Consider the following 22,495-nt stretch of genomic DNA (forward strand, 5'->3'; position numbering starts at 1 on the left):
TAATTGTATGCAACGGTATACACAAATACGTGTAACCCACTTGATCGGTTGCCCGGCATCGTGCAAAACCCATTTAAGAAGCCTTGCACAGCAACTGCCTTGAAAGGGATAGCCATGACGATCACAGTCGGCAAAGACACCGCCAAAACCCGTAAAACCCTGACCGTTGGCAACCAATCGGTCGCCTATTATTCCATCCCCGCCGCCCAAGCCGCAGGTTTGGGTGACTTTTCGAAATTGCCCGCGGCGCTAAAGGTCGTGCTGGAAAACCTGTTGCGTTTCGAAGACGGCGGATTTTCGGTATCGGTTGATGACATCAAGGCGTTCTCGGCCTGGGCCGATAATGGCGGCAAGAATCCTCGCGAAATCGCTTATCGCCCTGCCCGGGTGCTTATGCAGGATTTTACCGGCGTTCCCGCTGTTGTTGACCTTGCGGCGATGCGTGACGGGATTGTCGCGCTGGGTGGCGACGCGCAGCAGATCAACCCGCTAAATCCTGTGGATCTGGTCATCGACCACTCTGTCATGATCGACGAATTCGGCAACCCGCGTGCATTTCAGATGAACGTCGACCGCGAATACGAACGCAACATGGAACGTTACCAGTTCCTGAAATGGGGCCAAGGCGCGTTTAACAATTTCCGCGTTGTGCCGCCGGGCACAGGCATCTGTCACCAGGTCAACCTGGAATACCTCGCGCAGACAGTCTGGACTGACAAAGACCAGAACGGCGTCGACGTGGCATATCCTGACACGCTGGTGGGTACTGATTCACACACCACCATGGTCAACGGGCTTGCCGTTCTGGGCTGGGGTGTCGGCGGGATCGAAGCCGAAGCCGCAATGCTGGGCCAACCCGTTTCTATGCTGATCCCCGAAGTTGTGGGTTTTGAACTGACCGGCGAAATGGTCGAAGGCACAACAGGCACCGACCTTGTCTTGAAAGTCGTCGAAATGCTGCGCAACCTTGGCGTTGTCGGCAAATTCGTTGAATTCTACGGCAAAGGGCTGGACGTGCTGCCATTGGCCGATCGGGCGACCATCGCCAACATGGCGCCAGAATACGGCGCAACATGTGGCTTCTTCCCCATCGACAATGAAACCCTGCGTTACCTGCGCAACACAGGTCGCGATGAAGACCGCATCGCACTGGTCGAAGCCTATGCCAAAGAAAACGGTTTCTGGCGCGGTGCCGATTACGCCCCGGTCTATACCGAAACGCTGCACCTCGATATGGGCACCATCGTGCCTGCAATCTCGGGTCCGAAGCGGCCCCAAGATTACATCGCGCTAACCGAAGCCGCAGGCGCATTTGGCAAATATATCACCGGTCAACGCCCTGAAAAGGCAGTGCCCGCCGCTGAAAAGGCCGAAATGGCATCTGAAGGTGGACCCGTCGCACCACACCACATCCCCGGCGACGAAGGGCATCACAAAAGCCAGAAAGTCGAAGGCGAAGATTATACGCTGCACGACGGGTCAATTGTGATCGCATCCATCACGTCTTGCACCAACACATCCAACCCCTACGTGATGATCGGCGCGGGTCTGGTGGCCCGCAAAGCGGCCGCATTGGGCATGAACCGGAAACCTTGGGTCAAAACATCGCTCGCGCCCGGATCGCAGGTTGTGTCCGAATATCTCGAGGCTGCCGGTCTACAAGAAGATCTCGACAAAATCGGGTTCAACCTTGTCGGTTATGGTTGCACCACTTGTATCGGCAACTCTGGCCCAATCCAAAAAGAACTGTCCGACGCCATCGCCAAGGGTGACTTGATCGCGACCTCTGTCCTGTCAGGCAACCGCAACTTCGAGGGCCGGATTTCACCAGACGTGCGCGCCAACTATCTGGCATCACCACCGCTGGTGGTTGCCTACGCGCTGGCCGGTGACATGAACATCGACATCACCAAAGACCCGATCGGCCAAGACCGCGACGGCAACGATGTCTACCTCAAAGACATTTGGCCAACCAATCAGGAAATCAACGATCTGGTCGAAAAAACCGTGACCCGCGAGGCATTCATCAAGAAATACGCCGACGTCTTCAAAGGCGACGAAAAGTGGCAGGCGGTTGAAACCACCGATTCGGAAACATACGACTGGCCCGCGTCATCGACCTATGTCCAAAACCCGCCTTACTTTAAAGGCATGTCCAAGGACGCAGGCACAATCAACAACGTGGTTGATGCTAAAGTCCTGGCCGTATTGGGCGACATGGTTACCACCGACCACATCAGCCCGGCCGGGTCGTTCAAAGACACCACCCCTGCAGGCCAGTACCTGCTTGACCGTCAGGTACCCGTGCGCGAATTCAACTCTTACGGCTCGCGGCGCGGCAACCACGAGGTGATGATGCGTGGCACATTCGCCAACATCCGCATCAAAAACGAAATGCTGGATGGCGTCGAAGGCGGCTATACCAACGGCCCGGACGGCGCACAGACCTCGATCTTTGATGCGGCAATGGCCTATCAGGATGCCGGTACACCACTGGTGATCTTTGCGGGCGAACAATACGGCGCTGGGTCGTCGCGTGACTGGGCCGCCAAGGGTACAGCCCTGCTCGGCGTCAAAGCCGTGATCGCGGAATCCTTCGAGCGCATCCACCGTTCCAACCTCGTTGGGATGGGCGTGGTGCCGTTCGAATTCACAGGCGGTGACACCCGTAAAACGCTGGGTCTGACCGGAACAGAAACCGTCACCATCGAAGGGCTGGATGCGGTGAAACCCCTGCAAGACATGACCGCGCAAATCACCTACGCAGATGGCACCGTGAAAGACATCACTGTCAAATGCCGGATCGATACCGCCGTCGAAATTGAATACGTCGAAAATGGCGGCGTATTGCATTACGTGCTGCGCAACTTGGCCAAGTCGTCTTAACCGCGAACCAAATCAACGCAAAAAGCCCGGACATTTGTCCGGGCTTTTTTCTTGTCCGCTGGCAAAACGATGAATTAAGCCCTGACAAGACACCGATAACCCGCAGTGCTGTCATGCCGACGATCATACCCCTGCATAAATTCCGCGTCATCGAAACCGTCACACGTTGATTCCCGCCGGTTGTCTCGCTAGTTAAAATTTGCGCCCCCGTCAGAATTGAGAACCCAGTGGATTGGTCCAACCTTCTTCGTGAATTCATCACGCTTTTCGTGGTCATTGACCCGGTTGGGTCCATTCCGGTGTTCTTGTTCGCCGTTGCAACCGTCCCTGCCCGTTTACATCGTCGCTACGCCGTGCGGGCGGTCTTTATCGCCACATTGGTGCTTTTGGCCTTCCTGATCGGGGGGCAGGCGGTGCTCGAAACCTTGGGATTACGGTTTGGATCATTTCAGATTGCGGGCGGTATCATTTTGTTCCTGTTTGCGCTGACAATGATCTTCGGCCATTCCAAGCCCGACACCGAAATCGAAGAAGCCGGCAAAGACCATCTTGCGGGGGCAGTGTTTCCGCTGGCAATGCCTTCGATTGCGTCACCCGGCGCGATGCTGGCGGTGGTCGTGCTGACCGATAACCACGAACAAGCGCTTGGTGAACAGGCTGTGACTGCTGCGCTGCTGATCGTTGTGATGGGCATAACGCTGGGGCTTTTGCTGATGGCGACCTACGTACACCGGATCATCGGCAATACAGGAGCCAGCGTTATCAGCCGTGTGATGGGAATGATCCTGGCAACAATCGCCATCGATTCGATCATTGGCGGCATGGAGACTTTGACGCTGATCGACCTACCTGCAGCGCAATCGGCCGAAGGACCGTTTGGGACATAAGCTTTGGTCCATCGCCAATTTTGGGAAAAATCGCTTATCGCTATCTGACGCGACCAACGACCCTATCAGGCGGGCGCCGCAATCGATGACCCTGCGTTTTCCAGATACAAAGGTGACGCTTGGCGAAATGTGCGATTTCGCGCCATCTTTGCATTTCTCTGCTATACTCTGCGCGTGACAGTCGGTGGGCACCAAAATCGCGAGTCGCAAGCGACCCCCTGCACACCAACAGCGTGATCCCGTGTCGTTCCGACACCGGGCAGCTGCACAGTGAAAGCACTAAAAATGTCCAAAGGTAAAAACAGTAAAAAAGAAACCAAAAAGCCGAAACAGGAAAAGGCCAAAGTTTCTGCTACAGCGAACTCTCAGGCTGGTAAGCCCGCGCTTTCGATTGCTGGCAAGAAAGTGAGCTAAGCGAAACAACTGGCGACCAAACCTGAAAATGGCCGCCGGTTGACGTTACTGGCCCATCGCCTTGGCCAACTCTGGCAAAAACCGCTGCTCGTAATCCGACCCGACCAATGGCCCGACAAAGCGGAACAGCACAGTTCCGTCGCCGTCGACGATGAATGTCTCGGGCGGCGCCGTGACACCCCAGTCGATTGCCACTCTGCCGCGCAGGTCAAATCCAGTGGCAAAAAACGGGTCTTCGTAATCTGTGAGATATGCAGACGCCTGATCCTGCGCATCGCGGAAATTGATCCCTGCGACCCGGTATCCTTGTTCAGCAAGCTCTAACAGTTGCGGATGCTCAGCGCGGCAGGGCGGACACCAGCTGGCCCAGAAATTCACCAACGTGATCTCACCACTGCGCAGGTCCGCATCAGTTAGTTGCACCGTGCCTGTCACCGCCTCAAGCGGGACACCGGGCGCCTGCTGCCCCACAAATGTCGACGGCAAATCATCGCTTTTTCCCTGCCACATGCTAAAGGCGAACATGCCCGCAAGCGCCGAAAAAATCAGCGGAGGTAAAATCACCAAAGGAGATATTTTAGCCATTATTTTCAATCCGTTCCAAGGCGGCGCGCACCCGCACAGACCGCCGCCAGCTGCCGGCCAACAGGCCCAACAGCAAGACAATACTCACTCCGTATGCGGCGGTGACTTCAACAGCGTATTTTCCAAGATCAGGCACGGCGTGTCCTTGCTTCTAACGCCCGGATACGACGGGCACGAATTTCAGTGCGGGTGCGCAGCAGCACCAGCGCGATAAACAGCAGCACAAAGCCCGCGATGCAAACCAACAGCGGCAGCCAGAATACATCCGCCACGTTTTCCTCTGCATCCATCGACAGCGACGCACCTTGATGCAGCCCTTGGTTCCAGAACAACACCGCGTAGCGCGACAGGATCGCAAAGACGGACCCTACCATGCACAACACCGATGTCAGGTCGGCGGCAGTGTCGGGATCGTCAATCGCTTCCCACAGGGCGATATAGCCCAGATAGAACAGGAACAGGATCAGGAACGATGTCAGCCGCGGGTCCCACGCCCAATACGTGCCCCACATCGGTTGACCCCAAATCGCGCCGGTAAACAGGGCAATCAACGTCATGGTCAACCCGACAGGCGCCGCCGCCCGTGCGGCCAACGCCGAAACATGGTGCCGCCGGACGACCCAGATGAGCGAGGCGACCAACATCATGATCCACGCGTTGATAGCCATCAGCGCCGCAGGGACATGCAGGTAAATAATCTTGACCGTTGATCCTTGGCGGTAATCATCGGGCGTAAAAAAGAACCCCCAGATCAGCCCGACAATCAGGCACAGCGCCGCCAGCCCGAAAACCACCGGCAGCACGGGTGCGGTCCAGCCCATGAATTTCTTTGGATTTGCATATTCCCAGATCGACATACCGTTTACCTAACCTTCCGAGTGCGCGCCTTCAACGCAGATTGATGCGTAACGTGGCCGCAGTTGCAAACGGCAGCAACGCAAAACTGCCCGCCGTGATCACGCCCAACAACATCAAAGCGCCGGTCGGGTCCAACCCTTCGGCGCCACGTCGCACCGCCTCGGCCCCAAATATCAACGTCGGCACGTATAAAGGCAGCACCAAAAGCGACATCAACAGCCCACCGCGCCGCAATCCCACAGTCAGTGCCGCACCAAAGGTGCCGATCATCGACAGCGCAGGCGTGCCCAGTAAAAGCGAAACCAGCAGATAAGGATAGGCGCTTGGCGCCAGCGATAGCAAAAAACCCAGCATCGGGGCCGCGATCGTCAGTGGCAATCCCGTGGTGATCCAATGTGCAAGCGCCTTGACCAGGGCAACACCCTCAAGCGGCAGCGGCGAAGTCGCCAGCAAAGCCAGCGATCCATCCTCGAAATCCAGGGCAAAGATGCGGTCCAACGACAACAATGCCGCCAGCAGTGACGCCACCCACAATATCCCCGGTGCGATCCGCGTCAGCACATCACTTTGCGGTCCGACCCCAAAGGGCACCAGCACAACCACAATCAGGAAAAACGCGAGGCCAAGGCCAAAGCCGCCCCCTGCCCGCACAGCCAACCGCAGGTCACGCAGCAACAGCGCGATCATAAAAATGCCTCGTCCGACCCGCCGCCCGTATCGGGCGCGGCCTGAAACGGCGTCAGGTCCAGTTCCGGCGCATCAATCCCCAAATCAATATGGGTGGCAATGACGGCCACCCCGCCCGCTGCCAGATGGCCACGCAACCAATCTGCAAATAACCGCACCGAAAACCCATCTAGCGACACCGTCGGTTCATCAAGGAACAGGACTTTGCGGCCAATGACCCCTAGGCGGGCCAAACCCAACCGGCGCTTTTGTCCGGCGGACAATGTCCCTCCCAAACGGTCGCGCAGATCAACCAGATCAAACATGGTCAAAATGTCACCGGGCACATCGGCCCCATGCACATCCGCCCAAAATTTCAAGTTTTCGGTCACCGTCAACGCAGACTTGATCCCGTCGGCGTGGCTGGCATAGGCAGCTTGATCCTCGGGGAAAGCAATGCGGCCTGAAAGTGCTGGCTGCAATCCCGCCAAGGTGCGCAAAAGGGTCGTTTTGCCAATGCCGTTGGGCCCCCGCAAAACAAGCGCCTGCCCCGCATCCACATCAAAACTGACGTCGGACAAGACAGGCACGCCGCCACGGGCACAGGTCACATGGCTGACATGCAGCATCAAACGGGGATCAGGGCAACAGCGACGCGGCGCCCTTCGGACAACAAGATGTTATAGGTGCGACAGGCTGCTGGGGATGCCATCGCCTCTACACCGATCCCGGCTTCCTCTAGGGCGGCGCGAAAATCGACCGGTAAATGCGCAATTTCCGCACCGGTTCCGATGAACAACACATCCAGCGTGTCGGCCTGCGCCAGCAGCGTCGCGGTATCAGCGAAACCTCCCCACGGTTTCACCCCGGACGCAAACGCCGCAACTGCGCCATCGTAACGCGTGCCGCCGATCCGAAAGAAACCCGGCCCATAGCCATCGACCGGGGCCGAATCGTTATAGCGGATTTCGTTCAGACGCATGGCCTCTCCTTAGGTATCAATATGGGCGTAACGGCCACCGGCCGCCGGGTCTTTTTTCGACCAGTCCCGTTTCACGCCCAACACCAACACAATGGTGGACGCCACAAAGATCGACGAATACGTCCCGACAATCACACCCCAAATCATCGCAAACACAAAGCCGCGGATGACATCACCGCCCAGCGTATAAAGGGCGATCAACGCAATCAATGTGGTGCCTGATGTCATCAACGTCCGGCTTAGGGTTTCGTTGATCGACAGGTTCAGAACGTCCTTCAGTTCCATTTGCTTGTATTTGCGCAGGTTTTCACGCACCCGGTCAAACACGATCACCGTGTCGTTGATCGAATACCCCACGATCGTCAGCAAAGCCGCAATAATGGTCAGATCGAATGTCAGTCCGATCTCGGAAAAGATACCGATTGTCAGCAACACATCGTGACACAGCGCCAGCACAGCACCGGCCGCAAACTGCCATTCGAACCGCACCCAGATATAGATCAAAATCGCGCCAACCGCTAGAGACACCGCCATGATCGCAGTCTTGATCAGCTCTCCCGACACTTTCGGACCCACGGATTCAACGGATGGAAACGTCATCGCGGGGTCGACCGTGTGCATTGCCGCCTCGATCGCGTCTACTGTCTCGGACGCGATGCGTTCATCACCTTCTTGCGCCTGAATGCGGATCAGCGACACGTGCTGATTGTCCGCAAACGTCGGATCATTCACCTCGGCGATGGATACGTCACCCAGATTAAGCGGCGCAAGCGCAGCACGGTAAGCGGCGACATCAACAGGCAACTCAGACTGGGTGCGGATGCTTGTACCACCTTGAAAGTCGATCCCGTAGGTCAACCCGCGCATGGCAAACGACCCCATGGCGACAACCATCATCACCAGCGAAATCCCCAGCCACACCCTTGCGTGTTTGAAGAAATCGATCGAGGTATTATCACGAATAAGTCTTAGGCGCATATCAAACCTCGATTGTCTTAGGACGGGCGCGAGCGAACCAGATCGAAATCAACGACCGGGTCACAAAGATGGCGGTAAAGACCGACGTCAGGATACCAAAGCCCAAAGTCACCGCAAAACCGCTGACCGGGCCTGACCCGACAAAGAACAGGATCACAGCGGTCATAAAGGTGGTAATGTTGGCATCAACAATCGACGACATCGCCTTTTCATACCCAAGCTCAATCGCACGGGCAGCTCCTTTGGCGGTTTTTAATTCTTCGCGAATGCGCTCAAAGATAATGACGTTTGCATCGACAGCCATCCCGATGGTCAGCACGATCCCTGCAATACCCGGCAGCGTCAGCGTGGCGCCGATAATCGACAGCAATCCGAAGATCAGACCGACGTTCACGATCAGCGCGATGTCCGCAAACAGGCCAAAAAGCCCATACGACAGAACCATAAAGATCAAAATCGCAATACCCGCAACGATACAAGCAATCTTGCCCGCATCAATGCTGTCTTGCCCCAATTCGGGTCCAACTGTGCGTTCTTCCAAAATGGTCAATTTCGCAGGCAGCGCCCCGGCGCGCAAAAGAATGGCCAGATTGGTGGCCTCTTCGACGCCAAAATTACCCGTGATGATACCAGATCCACCCGGAATGTGGCTTTGGATGCGTGGCGCCGATATCACCTCGCCATCCAGAACAATGGCAAAGGGCGACCCGATATTTTCTAACGTATAGTCGCCAAATTTGCGGGCCGCAGCCGTGTTGAACCGGAACGCAACCGCAGGTGACCCGTTTTGGTCGAAATCAAGCTGCGCATTGACCAATTCTTCGCCAGTCACGACAGCACGTTTTTCGATGATATAAAACTGACCGGGGTTTTCAGCGTCCGGCGCAATGATGTTGCCGGTGCCGGGCGATTGATTTGCATCTCCGGTCACGGCAATCACCGCGTTAAAGGTCAGTTGCGCGGTGGTCCCGATCAGGTCGATCACCTCTTGCGCCGACCCGACACCGGGCACTTGGATCAACACGCGGTCGGTGCCTTGACGCTGGATCGATGGCTCGCGTGTCCCGGCCTCGTCAATCCGGCGCCGCACGATTTCAAGCGTCTGACCCATCGTGCGATCGTTCATCGCAACCTTTTCAGCCTCGCTCAGCTCGATCGTCAGGATCGGACCATTGATCGACACATCAATATTGCTGGCCGCGCCGCCGGTCAAAGACGCCACAGGCGTCCCCAATCCACGCACGATTTCCAACGCACGTGCCGCCCCTGCCTCTTGGGAAATCCGCACCCGCAACGTATCAACCGGGCCATCTTCGCGGGTCACAAACCCGACGGTGTCACGATCAACCGCCAGGGCATCGCGCACTGCGGGCCAGAATTCTTCCAGGAATGTCGCATGTACATCGGCGACATTCACTTCGACCAGCAAATGTGCCCCACCGCGCAGGTCAAGCCCAAGGTTGACCAAGTTCGATGGCAAAAAGCGGGGCCATAGCGCCGCATCCGCCTCTAGTGCCGCATCAGTCTGCCCACCCGCGATCGTTGCAACCGCATCATTATGCGCCTCAACCCGCGAATAAAATGTGTTTGGCATTGCAAACAGCAATCCAACCGCAACGATGCCCCAGATCAAAATCTGCTTTGGCGTAGAAATATTCAGCATGACGCGGTCCTTTGGCGGATCAGGATTTCGCAGGTTCGGTTTTGTTCAGAACCGCAGCGATGGTGGATTTGACCACACGGACGTTCACGCCAGCCGCAATTTCGACTTCAACTTCGTTGTCGTCTTTCACTTTGACTACTTTGCCCTTGATCCCGCCTTGGGTGACGATCTGGTCGCCCCGGCGCAACGCATCAAGTGTCATCTGGTGTTCCTTCAGCTTTTTCTGCTGGGGACGAAACACCAAAAGATACATGATCCCGATGAGCGTCACGATAAACATCAGGTCAACAGGTCTCATAGCCAAATCCTTATATATTGCGGGTCTCACCACCCAAGAAGTGGCGGCACGTTAATCGCGAGATAAGCAATTGGCAACGAGATGCAAGTGGATAGCGGTCCGCGGCACCAAATCAGCCCGCAATGCCCGCCCGACAGCCCGTTATTTCGACCGACGCCACCGGATGTTGGAACGCGCCGGCTGGGCGGCATCTAACGCGGTGCTTTTGGGGTGTGACGGCGAAGCGGGTGATTGGCATCATGCGGATGGGACATTGAACAAACCGCGCGTCTCGTCCACTTTGTGACGAAGCAATTTAGAAAGGTGCGCGCCATGAAACCAATCCAACTTTCAGAAAAGCTTGCTATGTTCGATAGCCATTGGGATCCGCATGTTATTGCCGATTACAATGAAAACGACGTAATGGTCGTAAAACTTCAAGGCGAATACGCGTTTCATAAACATGACGACACAGACGACTTTTTCTATGTGCTGGAAGGTGAAATGATCATGGATATCGAAGGGCAAGCCTCGCAAGTTGTAAAAGCCGGTGAGCTGTTCATCGTGCCCAAAGGGGTTGTGCATAGACCGCGTGCCGAACACGAGGTGAAGGTTTTGTTGATCGAGCCGAAGGGCGAACCAAATTCTGGCGATTCCTCAAGAGAACCCGCACCCAAAACGCGTCTTTAAAGACCCCGAGCGGCGGATCAGCATCGTCCGAGCCAGCGCCAAACGGACAGTGACCGCGGTGCGATCCTGCTGCCCAGTTCCCAACGCGGGTCTGCCTTCGGACCGTGCGCCGGGGGCGACGCGATGCCGACCCCCAATTTTCGGTTCACTTGCCCCCCACAATCGGGCATATCAGCGCCACTTGTAACGCCAAAAGGACCGATGCCATGCACGATATCCGCACCATCCGTGACAACCCCGCTGCCTTTGACGCGGCCCTGTCTCGTCGTGGGATGGCCCCTGTGTCCTCCAATATTTTGGCCTTGGACGAGGCACGCCGCGCCAGCATTCTGGCCGCCGAAACCGCCCAAGCCGACGCCAACAAAGCCGCCAAAGACGTGGGCGCCGCCAAGGCGCGTGGCGACGACGCTGAATTTGAACGCCTGCGCGCGTTGGTCGCTGAAAAGAAAGCCGAAATTGCGGCATTGAACGACGCTGCCAAGGCCCAAGATGTCGCCCTGAACGACATGCTGTTGGCGGTCCCTAACCTGCCTGATCCGTCCATTCCAGACGGTGCAGACGAAAACGACAACGTCGAAATCAACCGTCAGGGCAGCCCGCGCAACTTTGCGTTTACCCCCGTCGAACACTACGACATTCCCGCAATCCGTCCGGGCATGGATTTCGAGACCGCAGCAAAACTGTCGGGTAGCCGGTTTGTGCTGTTGTCGGGTGCCGTCGCACGCCTGCACCGCGCCCTTGCGCAATTCATGCTCGACACCCATGTCGACGAACACGGGCTTACGGAAACCATCACCCCCGTACTCGTGCGTGAAGAAATGATGTACGGCACCGGCCAGCTGCCCAAATTCGGCGACGATAGCTATCAAACCACCAACGGTTGGTGGCTTATCCCCACCGCCGAGGTCACTTTGACAAATATTGTCAATGGGTTAACTGTCGACGAATCCTATCTGCCCCGCCGCTTTGTCGCGCATACACAGTGTTTTCGTTCCGAAGCAGGCTCTGCCGGGCGCGACACATCCGGCATGTTGCGCCAGCACCAGTTCGAAAAGGTCGAGATGGTCAGCATCACCAAACCCGAAGACAGCGCGTCAGAACATGACGCGATGACAAAGCGGGCCGAAACAATTTTGGATAAACTCGGCATACCCTACCGCACGGTGGTGTTATGCACAGGCGATCTGGGTGCGGGTATGCGCAAAACCCACGACATCGAAGTGTGGCTGCCCGGTCAAAATGCCTACCGCGAAATCGCGTCAATCTCGGTCGCGGGCGATTATCAGGCCCGCCGTATGAATGCGCGGTTCAAACCCTCGGGTGGCGGCAAGCCAGAGTTCGTGCATACGCTGAACGGCTCCGGCCTTGCGGTTGGGCGCTGCCTGATTGCGGTGGTCGAGAACGGTCAACAGGAAGACGGATCCGTTGATCTGCCTGCCGTTTTGCACCGCTACCTGGGCAACAAAACCCGTATCAACGCAGACGGCCAATTGGCCTAAGCACGTGGGAGCAGATCATCTTGGGTGATCTGCTCTTGCAGTTTTTTCAGCACGTTTTTTAGAGTTTTCGGCTGATAGTCCTTGTCGCAGGCAATGCGATCAATCGCGACTTGGCTGAGATCTTCGATCGTTATCGGACCATCGCGGTCAACTTTTTTGCGCATCATCAGCCGTGATATCAAATCAAGCGATGACTTATTGCATAACTGTTCGCGGATATTTCGTGTGTTGCGGATCGCGTCCAAGACACGCGGGTCCATCTCAAGCCCGACGCGCTGCGCCCCTTCGGCAATCCAGTCACATGCAAACGACGACAACCCTAGTCGGTCGCCACCACCGCCAACCGATCCGTGATCACCCGGAAACCATTCTTGACGGTATGCCCAGTCATCGCGGCTGCGCGGGTCAAGCGCGACATCGCTTTCTACCCCCAAAGCCATCCGGTTCATGACCCCCAACTTTTCAGACCACAGCGCAGGCGGGAACGTTTTGCGGTGTTCATCAATTGCGACCGCATGCCGAGCAGATTTCACCATGGTGCTAAGGTGCTGATCGTGGAACTGGTACTTTTGATTGAAAAACTTTGCCGTCAACCAATGGGCCGGCACCCCAAGCGCACCAACGGTATCCCACACGCCCAGATATTTGATTTCCAGATTGACACATAGACCCGGGCGCGTCTTCAGCCGCCAATTCCATTCCGCGTTGCTGGTTGCGGTAAAGGGTGCGAAATCAGCGCGAAATAGAAAGCTGGCGGGATCGTCCGGTTTGGTATTGGGATCACGCGATCTATACCGGGCAATCGCATCGTTGATCCGGTGGACATTGCCGCGCGGAGGTATCCCGCACGACCGGATCAACCCCGCCAATGACCGTGCCGTATACGCACCACGCGAAAACCCAAAGATGTATATTTCGTCACCCGGCTCGTAGGAAAACACAAGGCCGCGATAAGCATCCTCTATATTCTCGACAAGGCCGATCCCCAGCGCCCCGCCGATCTTGCGATCTGCAAAGCGCGCTAATTTTGTCGATCCGCGGCCTGCACCGACACCGAGAACGTAAAACACTTCTTGTTTGTGGCCATCGTCTGATGTGTGTTTCACGGCCTGCGCCAGTTGCACAACATTGGTCGGGTGCGCGGCGTCATGGCGATTCCATGTCCCGTCGCAAAAAATCGCGATGCGTTTCATTGGTAATTCATCCCTATCAATGGCAACATGCTGGAACACAGCATCTGGCCGCGCAAGTCAGCTATTCCTGACTGTGCATTTGATATCTGCGAATTGACCCTATCTGGTGAACCATGAAACATCTCCGCGCGTACCTGGCTCTTTTCTTTACGGTGACATTTGTCGTGTCGCCCGCATTAACCCGCCCTTTTTCAGGCTTTCGGGCGGATCAATTGCCGATTCCACAAATTGCCCCACCCGTTCAGCCTGCGGGCTATGCTTTTGCGATTTGGGGGCTGATCTACGCAGGGTTGGTTGGCGCTGCGATCTATGGCGTCTGGCAACGCGCCGATCATCCGGGCTGGGACCGTGCGCGCCCCGCGTTGATCGTCAGCCTTGCTGTCGGTACACCGTGGCTCGCTGTTGCGAACACGAGCGCGATTTGGGCGACCATCCTGATTTTTGTCATGACAGGATCAGCAATTGTTGCGCTGTTCAAAGCACCGCATGATCTTTGGGCGTTCAAAGTCCCTGTCGGGCTGTACGCTGGATGGCTTACTGCGGCGAGCTTTGTATCACTGGGCACAACCGCAGCCGGATACGGCGTTTTGATGGGTCAGGTTTATTGGGCCTACGCAGGGATCATCGGCGCGTTAACGGTGGCCACATTTGTGATCACCAAAACCCGGTGTCCCGCCTACGGGCTTGCCGTGATCTGGGCATTGGTGGGCATTATCGTTGCCAACGGCAGCGATCAAATGTCGGTCACACTGCTCGCGGCTTTGGGTGCGATGGTTCTGGCGGGGCTGACCCTGATGGTCAGCCAACGCCAGGTTATTTCTTAAGGTGCTTTGACAAACGCGATGGCTGCGACGACTTTTTATCCTTGTAAGGGTTCTTGTCGCCCTGATCGCGCAGATAAAGCCGGATCGGCGTACCCGGCATATCAAAGTCAGCGCGCAACCCGTTGACCAAATAGCGTTTATAGCTTTCTGGCATCAGATCGGGATGCGACGTCATCACGACAAACGCAGGTGGTCGCGTCTTGGCTTGGGTCATATAGCGCAGTTTGATCCGCTTGCCGCCCGGCGCGGGAGGCGGATGCTGCTCCAGCATACCCACCAGCCAGCGGTTCAACTGGGCCGTGGTGATACGGCGGTTCCAGACATCATGCGCCCGCATAATCGCCTGTTGCAGCTTATCGATCCCCTTGCCTGTTTTGGCGGAGACCGTCACCAAAGGTGCGCCGCGCAACTGCGGCAGCAGCCGCTCAAAGCTCTCGCGCAGCTCCTTCAGCTTGTCTTGCTTTTCGTCTTCTGTGTCCCACTTGTTGACTGCGATCACCACCGCACGGCCTTCGCGTTCGGCCAGATCGGCGATCCGCAGATCCTGCTGTTCAAACGGAATTTCAACATCAAGCAAGACAACAACAACTTCGGCAAACTTGACAGCACGCAACCCGTCAGACACCGACAGCTTTTCCAGCTTTTCCTGGATCTTTGCCTTTCTGCGCATACCCGCAGTGTCAAAAATCCGCATCGGGACGCCGTCCCAATCCTGCTGCACGGAAATTGCGTCGCGGGTGATGCCGGCCTCGGGGCCAGTGAGCAGCCGCTCTTCACCGATGATCTTGTTGATCAGTGTGGACTTGCCTGCGTTCGGGCGTCCGACAACAGCAATTTGCAAAGGTTTTGCTTTGGTCGGAACGCGCGGCGCGTCTTCGTCATCGTCCCCGACGTCCACGTCCACCTCTGGGGCGTCAATCGCGGCACGTTCTTCATGGGCATCAAAGATCGGGCGCAGAACGTCCATCAATTCGCCCATGCCTTCGCCGTGTTCGGCAGACATACGGATCGGCTCGCCTAGGCCAAGCGAATAGGCTTCAAGAATGGTATTATCAGCGGCGCGGCCTTCGCCTTTGTTGGCGGCCAGAATGACGTTGGCATTTTTCTTGCGCAGGATTTCGGCAAAAACCATATCTGCGGGCAACACACCAACACGGGCGTCGATCATAAACAGACAGACGTCGGCCATTTCCACAGCGCGTTCGGTCAGGCGGCGCATACGGCCCTGCAGGCTGTCGTCAGTGGCCTCTTCAAGGCCGGCACTGTCGATCACGGTAAAGCGCAAGTCGGCAATCCGCCCTTCGCCTTCGCGCAAATCACGCGTTACCCCCGGCTGATCATCGACCAACGCCAGCTTTTTTCCAACCAGACGGTTGAACAGCGTCGACTTGCCCACATTTGGACGGCCCACAATTGCAAGGGTAAAACTCATTTATTCGGCTCCTGACGGATGTTGAGGCCCGCCGATACACCAATCAGCGCTTAACGGAAAGCGTGCAATTTGCCGTCCTTGCTGACGACGTACAGCGTTTGCCCCGCAACAACAGGCGCAGTGGCTGCGCCAGAGGGCAAATCAACAGTACCAATCAACGCACCAGAGGTCGGGTCAAACTGTCGGATCACGCCATCAGACGAGGTGACAATCAGGCGGCCACCAGCCAAGATCGGCCCATAATGCCCAAAAACAGCGCGCTGGCGGGCCGTTTTGCCATCGGTGAAATTTGGCAAGCCCACTCGCCAGACCGGGTCGCCTGTTGTCGCGTTCAAACGGACCAATTCGTTCAGGTCATTGATCAAGAACACAGCGTCACCAACCGGCCAAACCGGGCTAATCGCGCCCTCTGGGGCTGTCCACAAACGGCTGCCGTCGGTCAAATCGAGCGCAACGATTCGCCCGGAAAAGTTCCCGACATAAACACGGTTACCGACGATCACAGGGTCAGCGGCAATTCCGCTGACCAGATTAACGGCGCGGCCCAACCGATCGCCCGAAATCACGGTCGACCAGCGGCGCAACCCGCCGTCGGGATAGGTCGCTATCACCTCACCCGACGGGAATGGCAAAATCAGCGTCTCGCCTGATACGGCGGGTGACGCCCCGCCATCGAAATTGGCTTGCGAAGGTGTTCCGCTGACCTGCCAGCGAATGCGCCCGTCGTTGACATCCAACGCCCACGCGGTGCTGTCGCGCGCAACCAGATACAGCAAATCGCCACGCAGTGTTGGCGCCGCCTGTGCCGGGGCGCCCAAATCCTGAACCCAGATCACAGCGCCTGTCGCGGCGTCCAGCGATGTGACTTCCCCGTATCCGGTTGCGGCATAGACCCGGCCACCACCGACCGCCACAGCGCCGCCAGAGGCATCGCTGACCCGATCAGCTGCCGGCACCAAACCACGTGACCACAGCGTTTGCCCCGCAGCCGACGTCGCGGTGACAGTGCCACGTGCATCAACGGTATAGATCACACCGCCTGCAACCACGGGTTCAGCCGTAATACGTGCGCGGCGGCTATCGCCCTCTCCGATCGGCACTGCGAACACTTCGCGCAGGCTTAGCCCAAGCGCTGGGTGGCTAATTTGATGTGACGGACTGCCATTGCGGTGCGTCCAGTCGATATTTTCTTGCGCAACGGGTATCGATACGCTTTGCACTGTATTTTCAAATACCGGCGCATTGCGCAGCGAAAAGCGTTCACCGGGCAGAATCACGTCTTTTTCGCCGCATGCTGCCAACGAGCCGAGCAATAGACTTGCGCCAATGATTGTTTTTACTGTCACGGTGCGTTCCAATCCGGGCCTACTGCGTCACTGGTTGCGGCATCGGTTCCCCGAGCGACAGCATCAAGGTTTGCATCCGATCACGCAAGCCCTGCGACGTGGCCGCATCTTCTGCGATTTCGCGCATCGTCGCCAAGGCAGTGACCGTGTCGCCACTTTCAAGCTGTGCATAGGCAATCTGTTCGCGTGCCAGCGGGGCATAAGGCTGACCAGGGCGCGCCAGTTCTTCAAGGGCCGCAATACGCGCTGCCACATCATCGCCGGGTATCATCGCCGCTTTGAATGCAGCCAAATCGCGATAGGCTTGCGGATATTGGGCGTTGCTGGCAACGGCATTCAGCGCCGCGGCCGCAGCATCTGTATCGCCTGCTTCATTCTGCGCCGCAGCCGCCAAAAGCGCAGCAATGGCGCCCGCGTCCCCTGCGACTGGCAACGCTGACAACGCCGCAGCGCGGGCTGTCGCATCAGCTTCTGAAATCGCAGCGTAAATTGCATCGCCTGTCGCGGCAGCGGCGGCGGCGTCGCGCGCATTGCGATATTCCGTCCAAGCCGCACCACCCACAAGAGCCAAAATCAGAAGCACCGCAATTGGGCCATAACGGCGCATTTGTGCAAATAGCTTGTCGCGTTTCACTTCATCAGTGACTTCATCGATAAAACTGTCCGAGTTGCTCACCTTGGCCCCCATTTAACGCATCAGCAAAATGCTGTTGGCGCGTTCATATCGTGAAGCACGCCACGTGGACAAGTCAGAAGGCGCCCAAATAGCCACCTAATCCCAAACACACGAAGTTTTGTAACCCGTTACGCCGTCGAACCGGATGTACGTGACATCACGGCGAACGTCCGCAGCGCAAGAACCAGCGCCAAAACAGCACACAACGCAATCGCCCCGACCATCGGGACTGCCGTGCCATCAAAGAACAACCCGGTCACCACAACCATCGCACCCGCAGCAACCATCTGCAACGTGCCGCCCAGACTTGCCGCGAGCCCGGCAATATCACCATGTGGATCAAGCGCCACAACCATTGTTGTCGGCAAAATCAACCCCAAACACGCGTTCGCCAGAAACAGGCCGGCAATGATCACCGGCAGCGTTGCAAAGCCGGCAAGACCAACCAGAAAGAGCGCGACAGTAAACCCTGCAAACCCCATGATGGCCCAGCGCATCACTGGAAGAATCCCGTATTTTTCGCCCATCGGCCCCGCCACCTGCGACGCACCGAAAAACCCGAGCGCATTCACAGCAAATGCAATGCTGAACCCCGTCGGGCTAAGCCCGAATTCTTCGGTATAGACAAATGCGGCGCTGGCGATGAACACCATGAAACTTGCGAATCCAAAGCCGCCAATAAACGTCAGCCCCATAAAGACCGGATCACGCACCAACACCTTGGTGCCTTGCCAAAGGTTGCGCAGATTGACACGCACCCGGTGTTCCGGTGCGAGCGTTTCAGGCAGAATTGTCCCGACCAAGGTCAGGCTTAGGATCGCCGCCAATGCGAGTATCCAGAAAATACCGCGCCAATCGCCAATCGCAATCATGCCACTGCCCGCCAAAGGTGCCAGCATAGGCGAAACAGAAATGACCAGCATAACCATCGCCATCAGTTTTGTCGCTTGTGTCCCGGTATGCATGTCGCGAATGATCGCACGCGGAACCACCATCAGGACGGCGCCCCCTAACCCCTGAATGATCCGGCCCGCAATCAGCCAGCCGATGGTCGGCGCAACCGCGCAGACCACAGCCCCCATCAAAAAGACACCAAGCCCAAAATAAAGCGGTATTTTACGACCGACTTGATCTGCCCAAGGCCCGTAAAACAATTGCGCCAGCCCGAAGGCCACGAAATAGGCGGTCAGTGTCATCTGGACCAAGGCGACATCTGCGTCCAAGCTCGCGGAGATGCTCGGCATAGCGGGTAAATACATATCGATTGCAAAGGGACCGACAGCAGAAAGAAGCCCGAGGATCAGGGCAGCGCGCAACATGGGCATGGAAGGACCTAACTGAAAATTTCCCCTGAACGTACCCACAGGTTACCGGCACCTCAACCTTCGAAAAAAGCGCGAAGGGATGTGCGTAGATGCACCATCACCCTGCCGAAATGCGTCATATCCGATAAACAATTGGCCGGGTCACGTTAAACTGGCGCAACGGTTTCTTCGGATTGGCGGTTCCATAATTGCGCATAACGCCCCTCCTTGGCCAGCAGCGCGTCTTGGGTTCCTTGTTCGACGATCACGCCGTTTTCCAGCACAACGATCAAATCGGCATCAGCAATTGTTGACAGCCGATGGGCGATGGTGATCACGGTGCGTCCCTCGCCCATTTCCTTAAGTTCGGCCTGAATTTCCATTTCGGTTTGCGTATCAAGCGCCGATGTCGCCTCGTCCAACAGCAAGATCGGAGGGTTCTTCAAAAGCGTGCGCGCGATACCAACACGTTGCTTTTCGCCGCCCGACAGCTTGAGACCGCGCTCACCCACTGTAGTTTGATAGCCGTCGGGCATACTCATGATAAAATCATGAATTTTAGCGGCTTTGGCGGCCGCGACGATCTCGGCCTCGGTGGCGGTCGGGCGGCCATACGCGATGTTATAATGCACGGTGTCATTGAACAGCACCGTGTCTTGCGGCACGACGCCGATTTGTGCGTGCAAGCTGTCTTGGGTCACGTCCCGCACGTCTTGGCCATCAATGGTTAATGCACCCGCATTCACGTCGTAAAACCGGAATAACAAGCGACCGATGGTGGACTTTCCCGAACCGGATGACCCTACAATCGCAACTGTCTGACCGGGTTCGACCGTCAGACTGACCCCTTTCAGGATCGGGCGCGCATCATCATACCCGAAAACGACATTGTCCAGTGTGACCCTGCCGCCCGAAACCTTGAGCGGGGTGGCACCAACGCGATCTTGAACCTCGGCGGGTTGTTCCAGCAGATCAAACATATCCCCCATATCAATCAACGCTTGGCGTATTTCGCGGTACACGGTGCCCAGAAAATTCAGCGGCATGGTGATCTGGATCATATAAGCATTGACCATGACAAAATCGCCGACCGTCAGGGTCCCTTTTTCAACGCCAATCGCAGCCATGACCATCACAGCCACAAGACCACCTGTGATCAAAAGCGACTGTCCGAAATTCAGGAAAGCCAGCGAATAATTTGTGGTGATCGCGGCCTTTTGGTATTTGGCCATTGCGCTGTCATAGCGGTCGGCCTCCCACTTTTCGGCGCCAAAATATTTGACGGTCTCAAAGTTCAGCAGGCTATCGATCGCCTTTTGGTTTGCGTCGGTATCTTGTTCATTCATCACTTTGCGGATTTTGACCCGCCATTCCGTGACGGTAAATGTAAAGGCCACATACAGCGCGATGGTGACAAAAACGACGACCAAGTACCAAACATCAAACAGAAAAAACAAAACGCCGGCAATCATCAGCAGTTCCAGCACAAGCGGTCCGATACTGAACAGCAAGAAACGCAGCAGGAATTCGACGCCCTTGACGCCGCGTTCAATCACACGGCTCAGCCCGCCCGTTTTGCGCATGATATGATAGCGCATCGAAAGACGGTGAATATGGGTAAAGGTTTCAAGCGCCAGTTGACGCAGTGCGCGCTGTCCCACCGGGGTAAAGATAACATCGCGCAACTGCTGGAAACCGACGTTCATCAGGCGGGCCAATCCATACGCCAGCGTCAGCCCTACCGCGCCTAAACCAAGAATGGTCGCGGCGGACGCACCGTCCTGCGCCAAAGCATCCACGGCTTGTTTGTAAAACAGCGGCGTTGCGACCGCGATCAGCTTTGCGGTGAAAAGTATGATTAGCGCGATGACGACCCGGCGCTTTACCCATGGCTCTCCGTCTGGCCAAAGATACGGCGCGACCCTGCGGATGACAGCCCATCCTTTGACATTGGAATTTTCAAGATTTTCAGATGTGGTGGATAAACGGCGCATTGGCACTCCAGCTGATGGCCCCTTTAGTTAGGATGGCCCCTTCAGAAACACCAGCCCTATGCCGCTATTGATTGACGTCAGGCATCCGGAAAATCTGACCGGGGTAAATCAGGTCAGGATCGCGGATCAAATCGGCGTTGGCTTCATAGACCTGCACATAATAGATGCCGTTCCCCAAGGTTTCCTCTGCAATCGCCCAAAGCGTTGCCCCCGGCTGCACCGTCCGCACGGCAACGTCGAACCCGTCTTGCGATGTCTCTTCTGCCAAGACTGCGGCGACATCACGCGGTTCTTCGCGCTTGAATGGCGTTTCAATGCGCGAAACCACAGCACCATCCGTGTTTACCTCGTCGACACGCAATGTATAAACACCTGTCGCCACATCCAGTAGGTCGATGCGCCAATCACCCCCTTGCGTCACCGGAGAAGCATTCACAGGCTGGTTATCGAGATAGACCTGCACTGATCCGTCACCGACCGCACGGCCTGACAGCTGCACCTCGCCTTGCGGATCGTATGTGATCGCATCAAGCGCAACATTGGGGGACAACAGGTCTGGCCCTGACTGAACAACACGCACCCCGTCGCCGTCTGCTTTCAAGACAGTCGGCGCGACAGGGACCTGCGGCAACGTGGCGGATGGCGTGCCCAAATTTGGCAACGTCTGTGGTGCCGGCGCTGTCGGGGACGGTTCGGCAACCATCGCAGGCGCGTCAGGACGATCAAGTGGTGCGGGTGCGGTGTCCGGGGCTGGCGGCGCGACTTGGGCGATGACGACCTGTGGCTGCGCAATCGGGGCCACGATATAGCTTGTGTCGGAACGCAACGCCGCACCGTCCGGATCCCCCACCAAAGTCAGGGACCGTGGATCTGGCGATGGACTAGCGGTCGGGAAGACGACGAAAGAACCCGATGCGTCGGCCGTCACAGTGTCAATCACATCCCCACCCAGTACAATCGCAACAACCTGCCCCGGCTCTGCACGTCCTGCTACAACCATGCTGCCGTCCGCTTCGACGCGAAATGTATCAAACCGCGGGGCCTGCGGGACAGGTAACGCGGGCGTATCTGCGGCAAAACCCGTGTCGGCGGCACCGCTATCGACAACTGCCTCCCCTGACGTTTGCGGCACAGGTGCTTGGGGGACAAAAATGACAATGCCAACAACCAACACAATTGCAGCTAACGCGCCAAGCACCAATGGCATTGCGTTTGATTTGGTTGCCTTATTCACATCAATTCCCCTGATCGGCCCATTGTAATTGGCTCCACCACCTCACATGGTGCACCTACCGTAGCAACGCCACCCTCAGGCGTCAAAGTGAAGCTGTAAGAAAAGAC

The 22,495-nt window shown here is 56.8% G+C and carries 22 protein-coding genes; 6 read left to right on the forward strand and 16 right to left on the reverse strand.

Translation table 11 applies throughout. The annotated features are described in order from the left end of the window. Positions 1 to 114: 114 nt before the first annotated feature. The 3 genes from acnA to ACXJGX_RS01305 all read left to right on the forward strand — a co-directional run bounded on the left by acnA (position 115) and on the right by ACXJGX_RS01305 (position 4,187). Positions 115 to 2,886 carry an aconitate hydratase AcnA gene (gene acnA / locus ACXJGX_RS01295; protein WP_474778328.1) on the forward strand — a complete coding sequence of 924 codons (2,772 nt, stop codon included), beginning with the start codon at positions 115 to 117 and terminating at the stop codon, positions 2,884 to 2,886. Between the two features lie 227 nt (positions 2,887 to 3,113). Continuing rightward, complete coding sequence (locus ACXJGX_RS01300) at positions 3,114 to 3,773, forward strand: MarC family protein (RefSeq protein ID WP_474778329.1); 660 nt, start codon at positions 3,114 to 3,116, stop codon at positions 3,771 to 3,773. Between the two features lie 285 nt (positions 3,774 to 4,058). Next, the gene (locus ACXJGX_RS01305) at positions 4,059 to 4,187 is read left to right on the forward strand and encodes a hypothetical protein (RefSeq protein WP_474778330.1); all 129 of its coding nucleotides are present in this window, start codon (positions 4,059 to 4,061) and stop codon (positions 4,185 to 4,187) included. A 45-nt stretch (positions 4,188 to 4,232) separates the two neighbouring features. Here ACXJGX_RS01305 and ACXJGX_RS01310 read toward each other — a convergent pair whose 3' ends face one another. From ACXJGX_RS01310 to yajC, 9 genes are read right to left on the reverse strand one after another with little or no spacing between them, the layout of a single operon-like run. After that, complete coding sequence (locus ACXJGX_RS01310) at positions 4,233 to 4,772, reverse strand: DsbE family thiol:disulfide interchange protein (RefSeq protein ID WP_474778331.1); 540 nt, start codon at positions 4,770 to 4,772, stop codon at positions 4,233 to 4,235. Next, a complete protein-coding gene (gene ccmD, locus ACXJGX_RS01315) occupies positions 4,765 to 4,908 on the reverse strand; it encodes a heme exporter protein CcmD (protein ID WP_474778332.1) in 144 nt (47 codons plus the stop codon). The genes ACXJGX_RS01310 and ccmD overlap by 8 nt, the downstream gene beginning before the upstream one ends. Beyond that, on the reverse strand, positions 4,901 to 5,629 hold the full coding sequence (locus ACXJGX_RS01320) for a heme ABC transporter permease (RefSeq protein ID WP_474778333.1): 729 nt from the start codon (positions 5,627 to 5,629) through the stop codon (positions 4,901 to 4,903). The genes ccmD and ACXJGX_RS01320 overlap by 8 nt, the downstream gene beginning before the upstream one ends. A gap of 31 nt (positions 5,630 to 5,660) precedes the next feature. Continuing rightward, on the reverse strand, positions 5,661 to 6,317 hold the full coding sequence (gene ccmB / locus ACXJGX_RS01325) for a heme exporter protein CcmB (protein WP_474778334.1): 657 nt from the start codon (positions 6,315 to 6,317) through the stop codon (positions 5,661 to 5,663). Continuing rightward, entirely contained in the window at positions 6,314 to 6,925 is a 612-nt protein-coding gene (ccmA, locus tag ACXJGX_RS01330) for a heme ABC exporter ATP-binding protein CcmA (RefSeq protein ID WP_474778335.1), read from the reverse strand. The genes ccmB and ccmA overlap by 4 nt, the downstream gene beginning before the upstream one ends. Further along, entirely contained in the window at positions 6,925 to 7,278 is a 354-nt protein-coding gene (locus ACXJGX_RS01335) for an Mth938-like domain-containing protein (RefSeq protein ID WP_474778336.1), read from the reverse strand. Before ACXJGX_RS01335 ends, ccmA begins: the two co-directional genes overlap by 1 nt. Positions 7,279 to 7,287: 9 nt before the next feature. Continuing rightward, complete coding sequence (secF, locus tag ACXJGX_RS01340; protein WP_474778337.1) at positions 7,288 to 8,256, reverse strand: protein translocase subunit SecF; 969 nt, start codon at positions 8,254 to 8,256, stop codon at positions 7,288 to 7,290. A gap of 1 nt (position 8,257) precedes the next feature. Continuing rightward, positions 8,258 to 9,919, reverse strand: a complete 1,662-nt coding sequence (gene secD / locus ACXJGX_RS01345; protein WP_474778338.1) for a protein translocase subunit SecD — start codon at positions 9,917 to 9,919, stop codon at positions 8,258 to 8,260. A 19-nt stretch (positions 9,920 to 9,938) separates the two neighbouring features. Next, positions 9,939 to 10,217 (reverse strand): preprotein translocase subunit YajC, encoded by a 279-nt coding sequence (gene yajC, locus ACXJGX_RS01350; protein ID WP_474778339.1) that lies wholly within the window; start codon positions 10,215 to 10,217, stop codon positions 9,939 to 9,941. 312 nt (positions 10,218 to 10,529) lie between these two features. On the opposite strand from yajC, the gene ACXJGX_RS01355 reads away from it, so the two are divergent. Continuing rightward, on the forward strand, positions 10,530 to 10,886 hold the full coding sequence (locus tag ACXJGX_RS01355; RefSeq protein ID WP_474778340.1) for a cupin domain-containing protein: 357 nt from the start codon (positions 10,530 to 10,532) through the stop codon (positions 10,884 to 10,886). Positions 10,887 to 11,092: 206 nt separating this feature from the next. Continuing rightward, positions 11,093 to 12,385 (forward strand): serine--tRNA ligase, encoded by a 1,293-nt coding sequence (gene serS, locus ACXJGX_RS01360; protein ID WP_474778341.1) that lies wholly within the window; start codon positions 11,093 to 11,095, stop codon positions 12,383 to 12,385. Here the strand turns inward: serS and ACXJGX_RS01365 are convergent. Further along, positions 12,382 to 13,578, reverse strand: a complete 1,197-nt coding sequence (locus ACXJGX_RS01365) for a DUF2235 domain-containing protein (protein WP_474778342.1) — start codon at positions 13,576 to 13,578, stop codon at positions 12,382 to 12,384. The genes serS and ACXJGX_RS01365 overlap by 4 nt on opposite strands. A gap of 113 nt (positions 13,579 to 13,691) precedes the next feature. Between ACXJGX_RS01365 and ACXJGX_RS01370 the strand changes: the two genes are divergently transcribed. Continuing rightward, on the forward strand, positions 13,692 to 14,402 hold the full coding sequence (locus tag ACXJGX_RS01370; RefSeq protein WP_474778343.1) for a hypothetical protein: 711 nt from the start codon (positions 13,692 to 13,694) through the stop codon (positions 14,400 to 14,402). On the opposite strand, the gene der is transcribed toward ACXJGX_RS01370, so the two are convergent. The 6 genes from der to ACXJGX_RS01400 form a co-directional block, all read right to left on the reverse strand. Continuing rightward, entirely contained in the window at positions 14,392 to 15,834 is a 1,443-nt protein-coding gene (der, locus tag ACXJGX_RS01375) for a ribosome biogenesis GTPase Der (protein WP_474778344.1), read from the reverse strand. The two genes, ACXJGX_RS01370 and der, sit on opposite strands and share 11 nt — an antisense overlap. Positions 15,835 to 15,884: 50 nt before the next feature. Next, the gene (locus ACXJGX_RS01380; protein WP_474778345.1) at positions 15,885 to 17,180 is read right to left on the reverse strand and encodes a PQQ-like beta-propeller repeat protein; all 1,296 of its coding nucleotides are present in this window, start codon (positions 17,178 to 17,180) and stop codon (positions 15,885 to 15,887) included. 19 nt (positions 17,181 to 17,199) lie between these two features. Next, positions 17,200 to 17,868, reverse strand: coding sequence for a hypothetical protein (locus ACXJGX_RS01385; protein ID WP_474778346.1), 669 nt, complete (start codon positions 17,866 to 17,868; stop codon positions 17,200 to 17,202). A 116-nt stretch (positions 17,869 to 17,984) separates the two neighbouring features. After that, positions 17,985 to 19,175 (reverse strand): multidrug effflux MFS transporter, encoded by a 1,191-nt coding sequence (locus ACXJGX_RS01390; protein ID WP_474779151.1) that lies wholly within the window; start codon positions 19,173 to 19,175, stop codon positions 17,985 to 17,987. Positions 19,176 to 19,327: 152 nt separating this feature from the next. Beyond that, positions 19,328 to 21,154, reverse strand: coding sequence for an ABCB family ABC transporter ATP-binding protein/permease (locus ACXJGX_RS01395; RefSeq protein WP_474778347.1), 1,827 nt, complete (start codon positions 21,152 to 21,154; stop codon positions 19,328 to 19,330). 64 nt (positions 21,155 to 21,218) lie between these two features. After that, on the reverse strand, positions 21,219 to 22,388 hold the full coding sequence (locus tag ACXJGX_RS01400) for a LysM peptidoglycan-binding domain-containing protein (protein WP_474778348.1): 1,170 nt from the start codon (positions 22,386 to 22,388) through the stop codon (positions 21,219 to 21,221). Between the last annotated feature and the right edge of the window lie 107 nt (positions 22,389 to 22,495).

The sequence above is a fragment of the Yoonia sp. SWMV100 genome, from assembly GCF_056108365.1.

Excerpts from the sequence above, each read along its gene's own strand:
- acnA (WP_474778328.1), top strand. The coding sequence starts at position 115 with ATGACGATCACAGTCGGCAAAGACACCGCCAAAACCCGTAAAACCCTG.
- ACXJGX_RS01305 (WP_474778330.1), top strand. The coding sequence starts at position 4,059 with ATGTCCAAAGGTAAAAACAGTAAAAAAGAAACCAAAAAGCCGAAACAG.
- ACXJGX_RS01310 (WP_474778331.1), bottom strand. The coding sequence starts at position 4,772 with ATGGCTAAAATATCTCCTTTGGTGATTTTACCTCCGCTGATTTTTTCG.
- ACXJGX_RS01320 (WP_474778333.1), bottom strand. The coding sequence starts at position 5,629 with ATGTCGATCTGGGAATATGCAAATCCAAAGAAATTCATGGGCTGGACC.
- ccmB (WP_474778334.1), bottom strand. The coding sequence starts at position 6,317 with ATGATCGCGCTGTTGCTGCGTGACCTGCGGTTGGCTGTGCGGGCAGGG.
- ccmA (WP_474778335.1), bottom strand. The coding sequence starts at position 6,925 with ATGCTGCATGTCAGCCATGTGACCTGTGCCCGTGGCGGCGTGCCTGTC.
- ACXJGX_RS01335 (WP_474778336.1), bottom strand. The coding sequence starts at position 7,278 with ATGCGTCTGAACGAAATCCGCTATAACGATTCGGCCCCGGTCGATGGC.
- secF (WP_474778337.1), bottom strand. The coding sequence starts at position 8,256 with ATGCGCCTAAGACTTATTCGTGATAATACCTCGATCGATTTCTTCAAA.
- secD (WP_474778338.1), bottom strand. The coding sequence starts at position 9,919 with ATGCTGAATATTTCTACGCCAAAGCAGATTTTGATCTGGGGCATCGTT.
- yajC (WP_474778339.1), bottom strand. The coding sequence starts at position 10,217 with ATGAGACCTGTTGACCTGATGTTTATCGTGACGCTCATCGGGATCATG.
- ACXJGX_RS01355 (WP_474778340.1), top strand. The coding sequence starts at position 10,530 with ATGAAACCAATCCAACTTTCAGAAAAGCTTGCTATGTTCGATAGCCAT.
- serS (WP_474778341.1), top strand. The coding sequence starts at position 11,093 with ATGCACGATATCCGCACCATCCGTGACAACCCCGCTGCCTTTGACGCG.
- ACXJGX_RS01365 (WP_474778342.1), bottom strand. The coding sequence starts at position 13,578 with ATGAAACGCATCGCGATTTTTTGCGACGGGACATGGAATCGCCATGAC.
- ACXJGX_RS01370 (WP_474778343.1), top strand. The coding sequence starts at position 13,692 with ATGAAACATCTCCGCGCGTACCTGGCTCTTTTCTTTACGGTGACATTT.
- der (WP_474778344.1), bottom strand. The coding sequence starts at position 15,834 with ATGAGTTTTACCCTTGCAATTGTGGGCCGTCCAAATGTGGGCAAGTCG.
- ACXJGX_RS01385 (WP_474778346.1), bottom strand. The coding sequence starts at position 17,868 with ATGGGGGCCAAGGTGAGCAACTCGGACAGTTTTATCGATGAAGTCACT.
- ACXJGX_RS01390 (WP_474779151.1), bottom strand. The coding sequence starts at position 19,175 with ATGTTGCGCGCTGCCCTGATCCTCGGGCTTCTTTCTGCTGTCGGTCCC.
- ACXJGX_RS01395 (WP_474778347.1), bottom strand. The coding sequence starts at position 21,154 with ATGCGCCGTTTATCCACCACATCTGAAAATCTTGAAAATTCCAATGTC.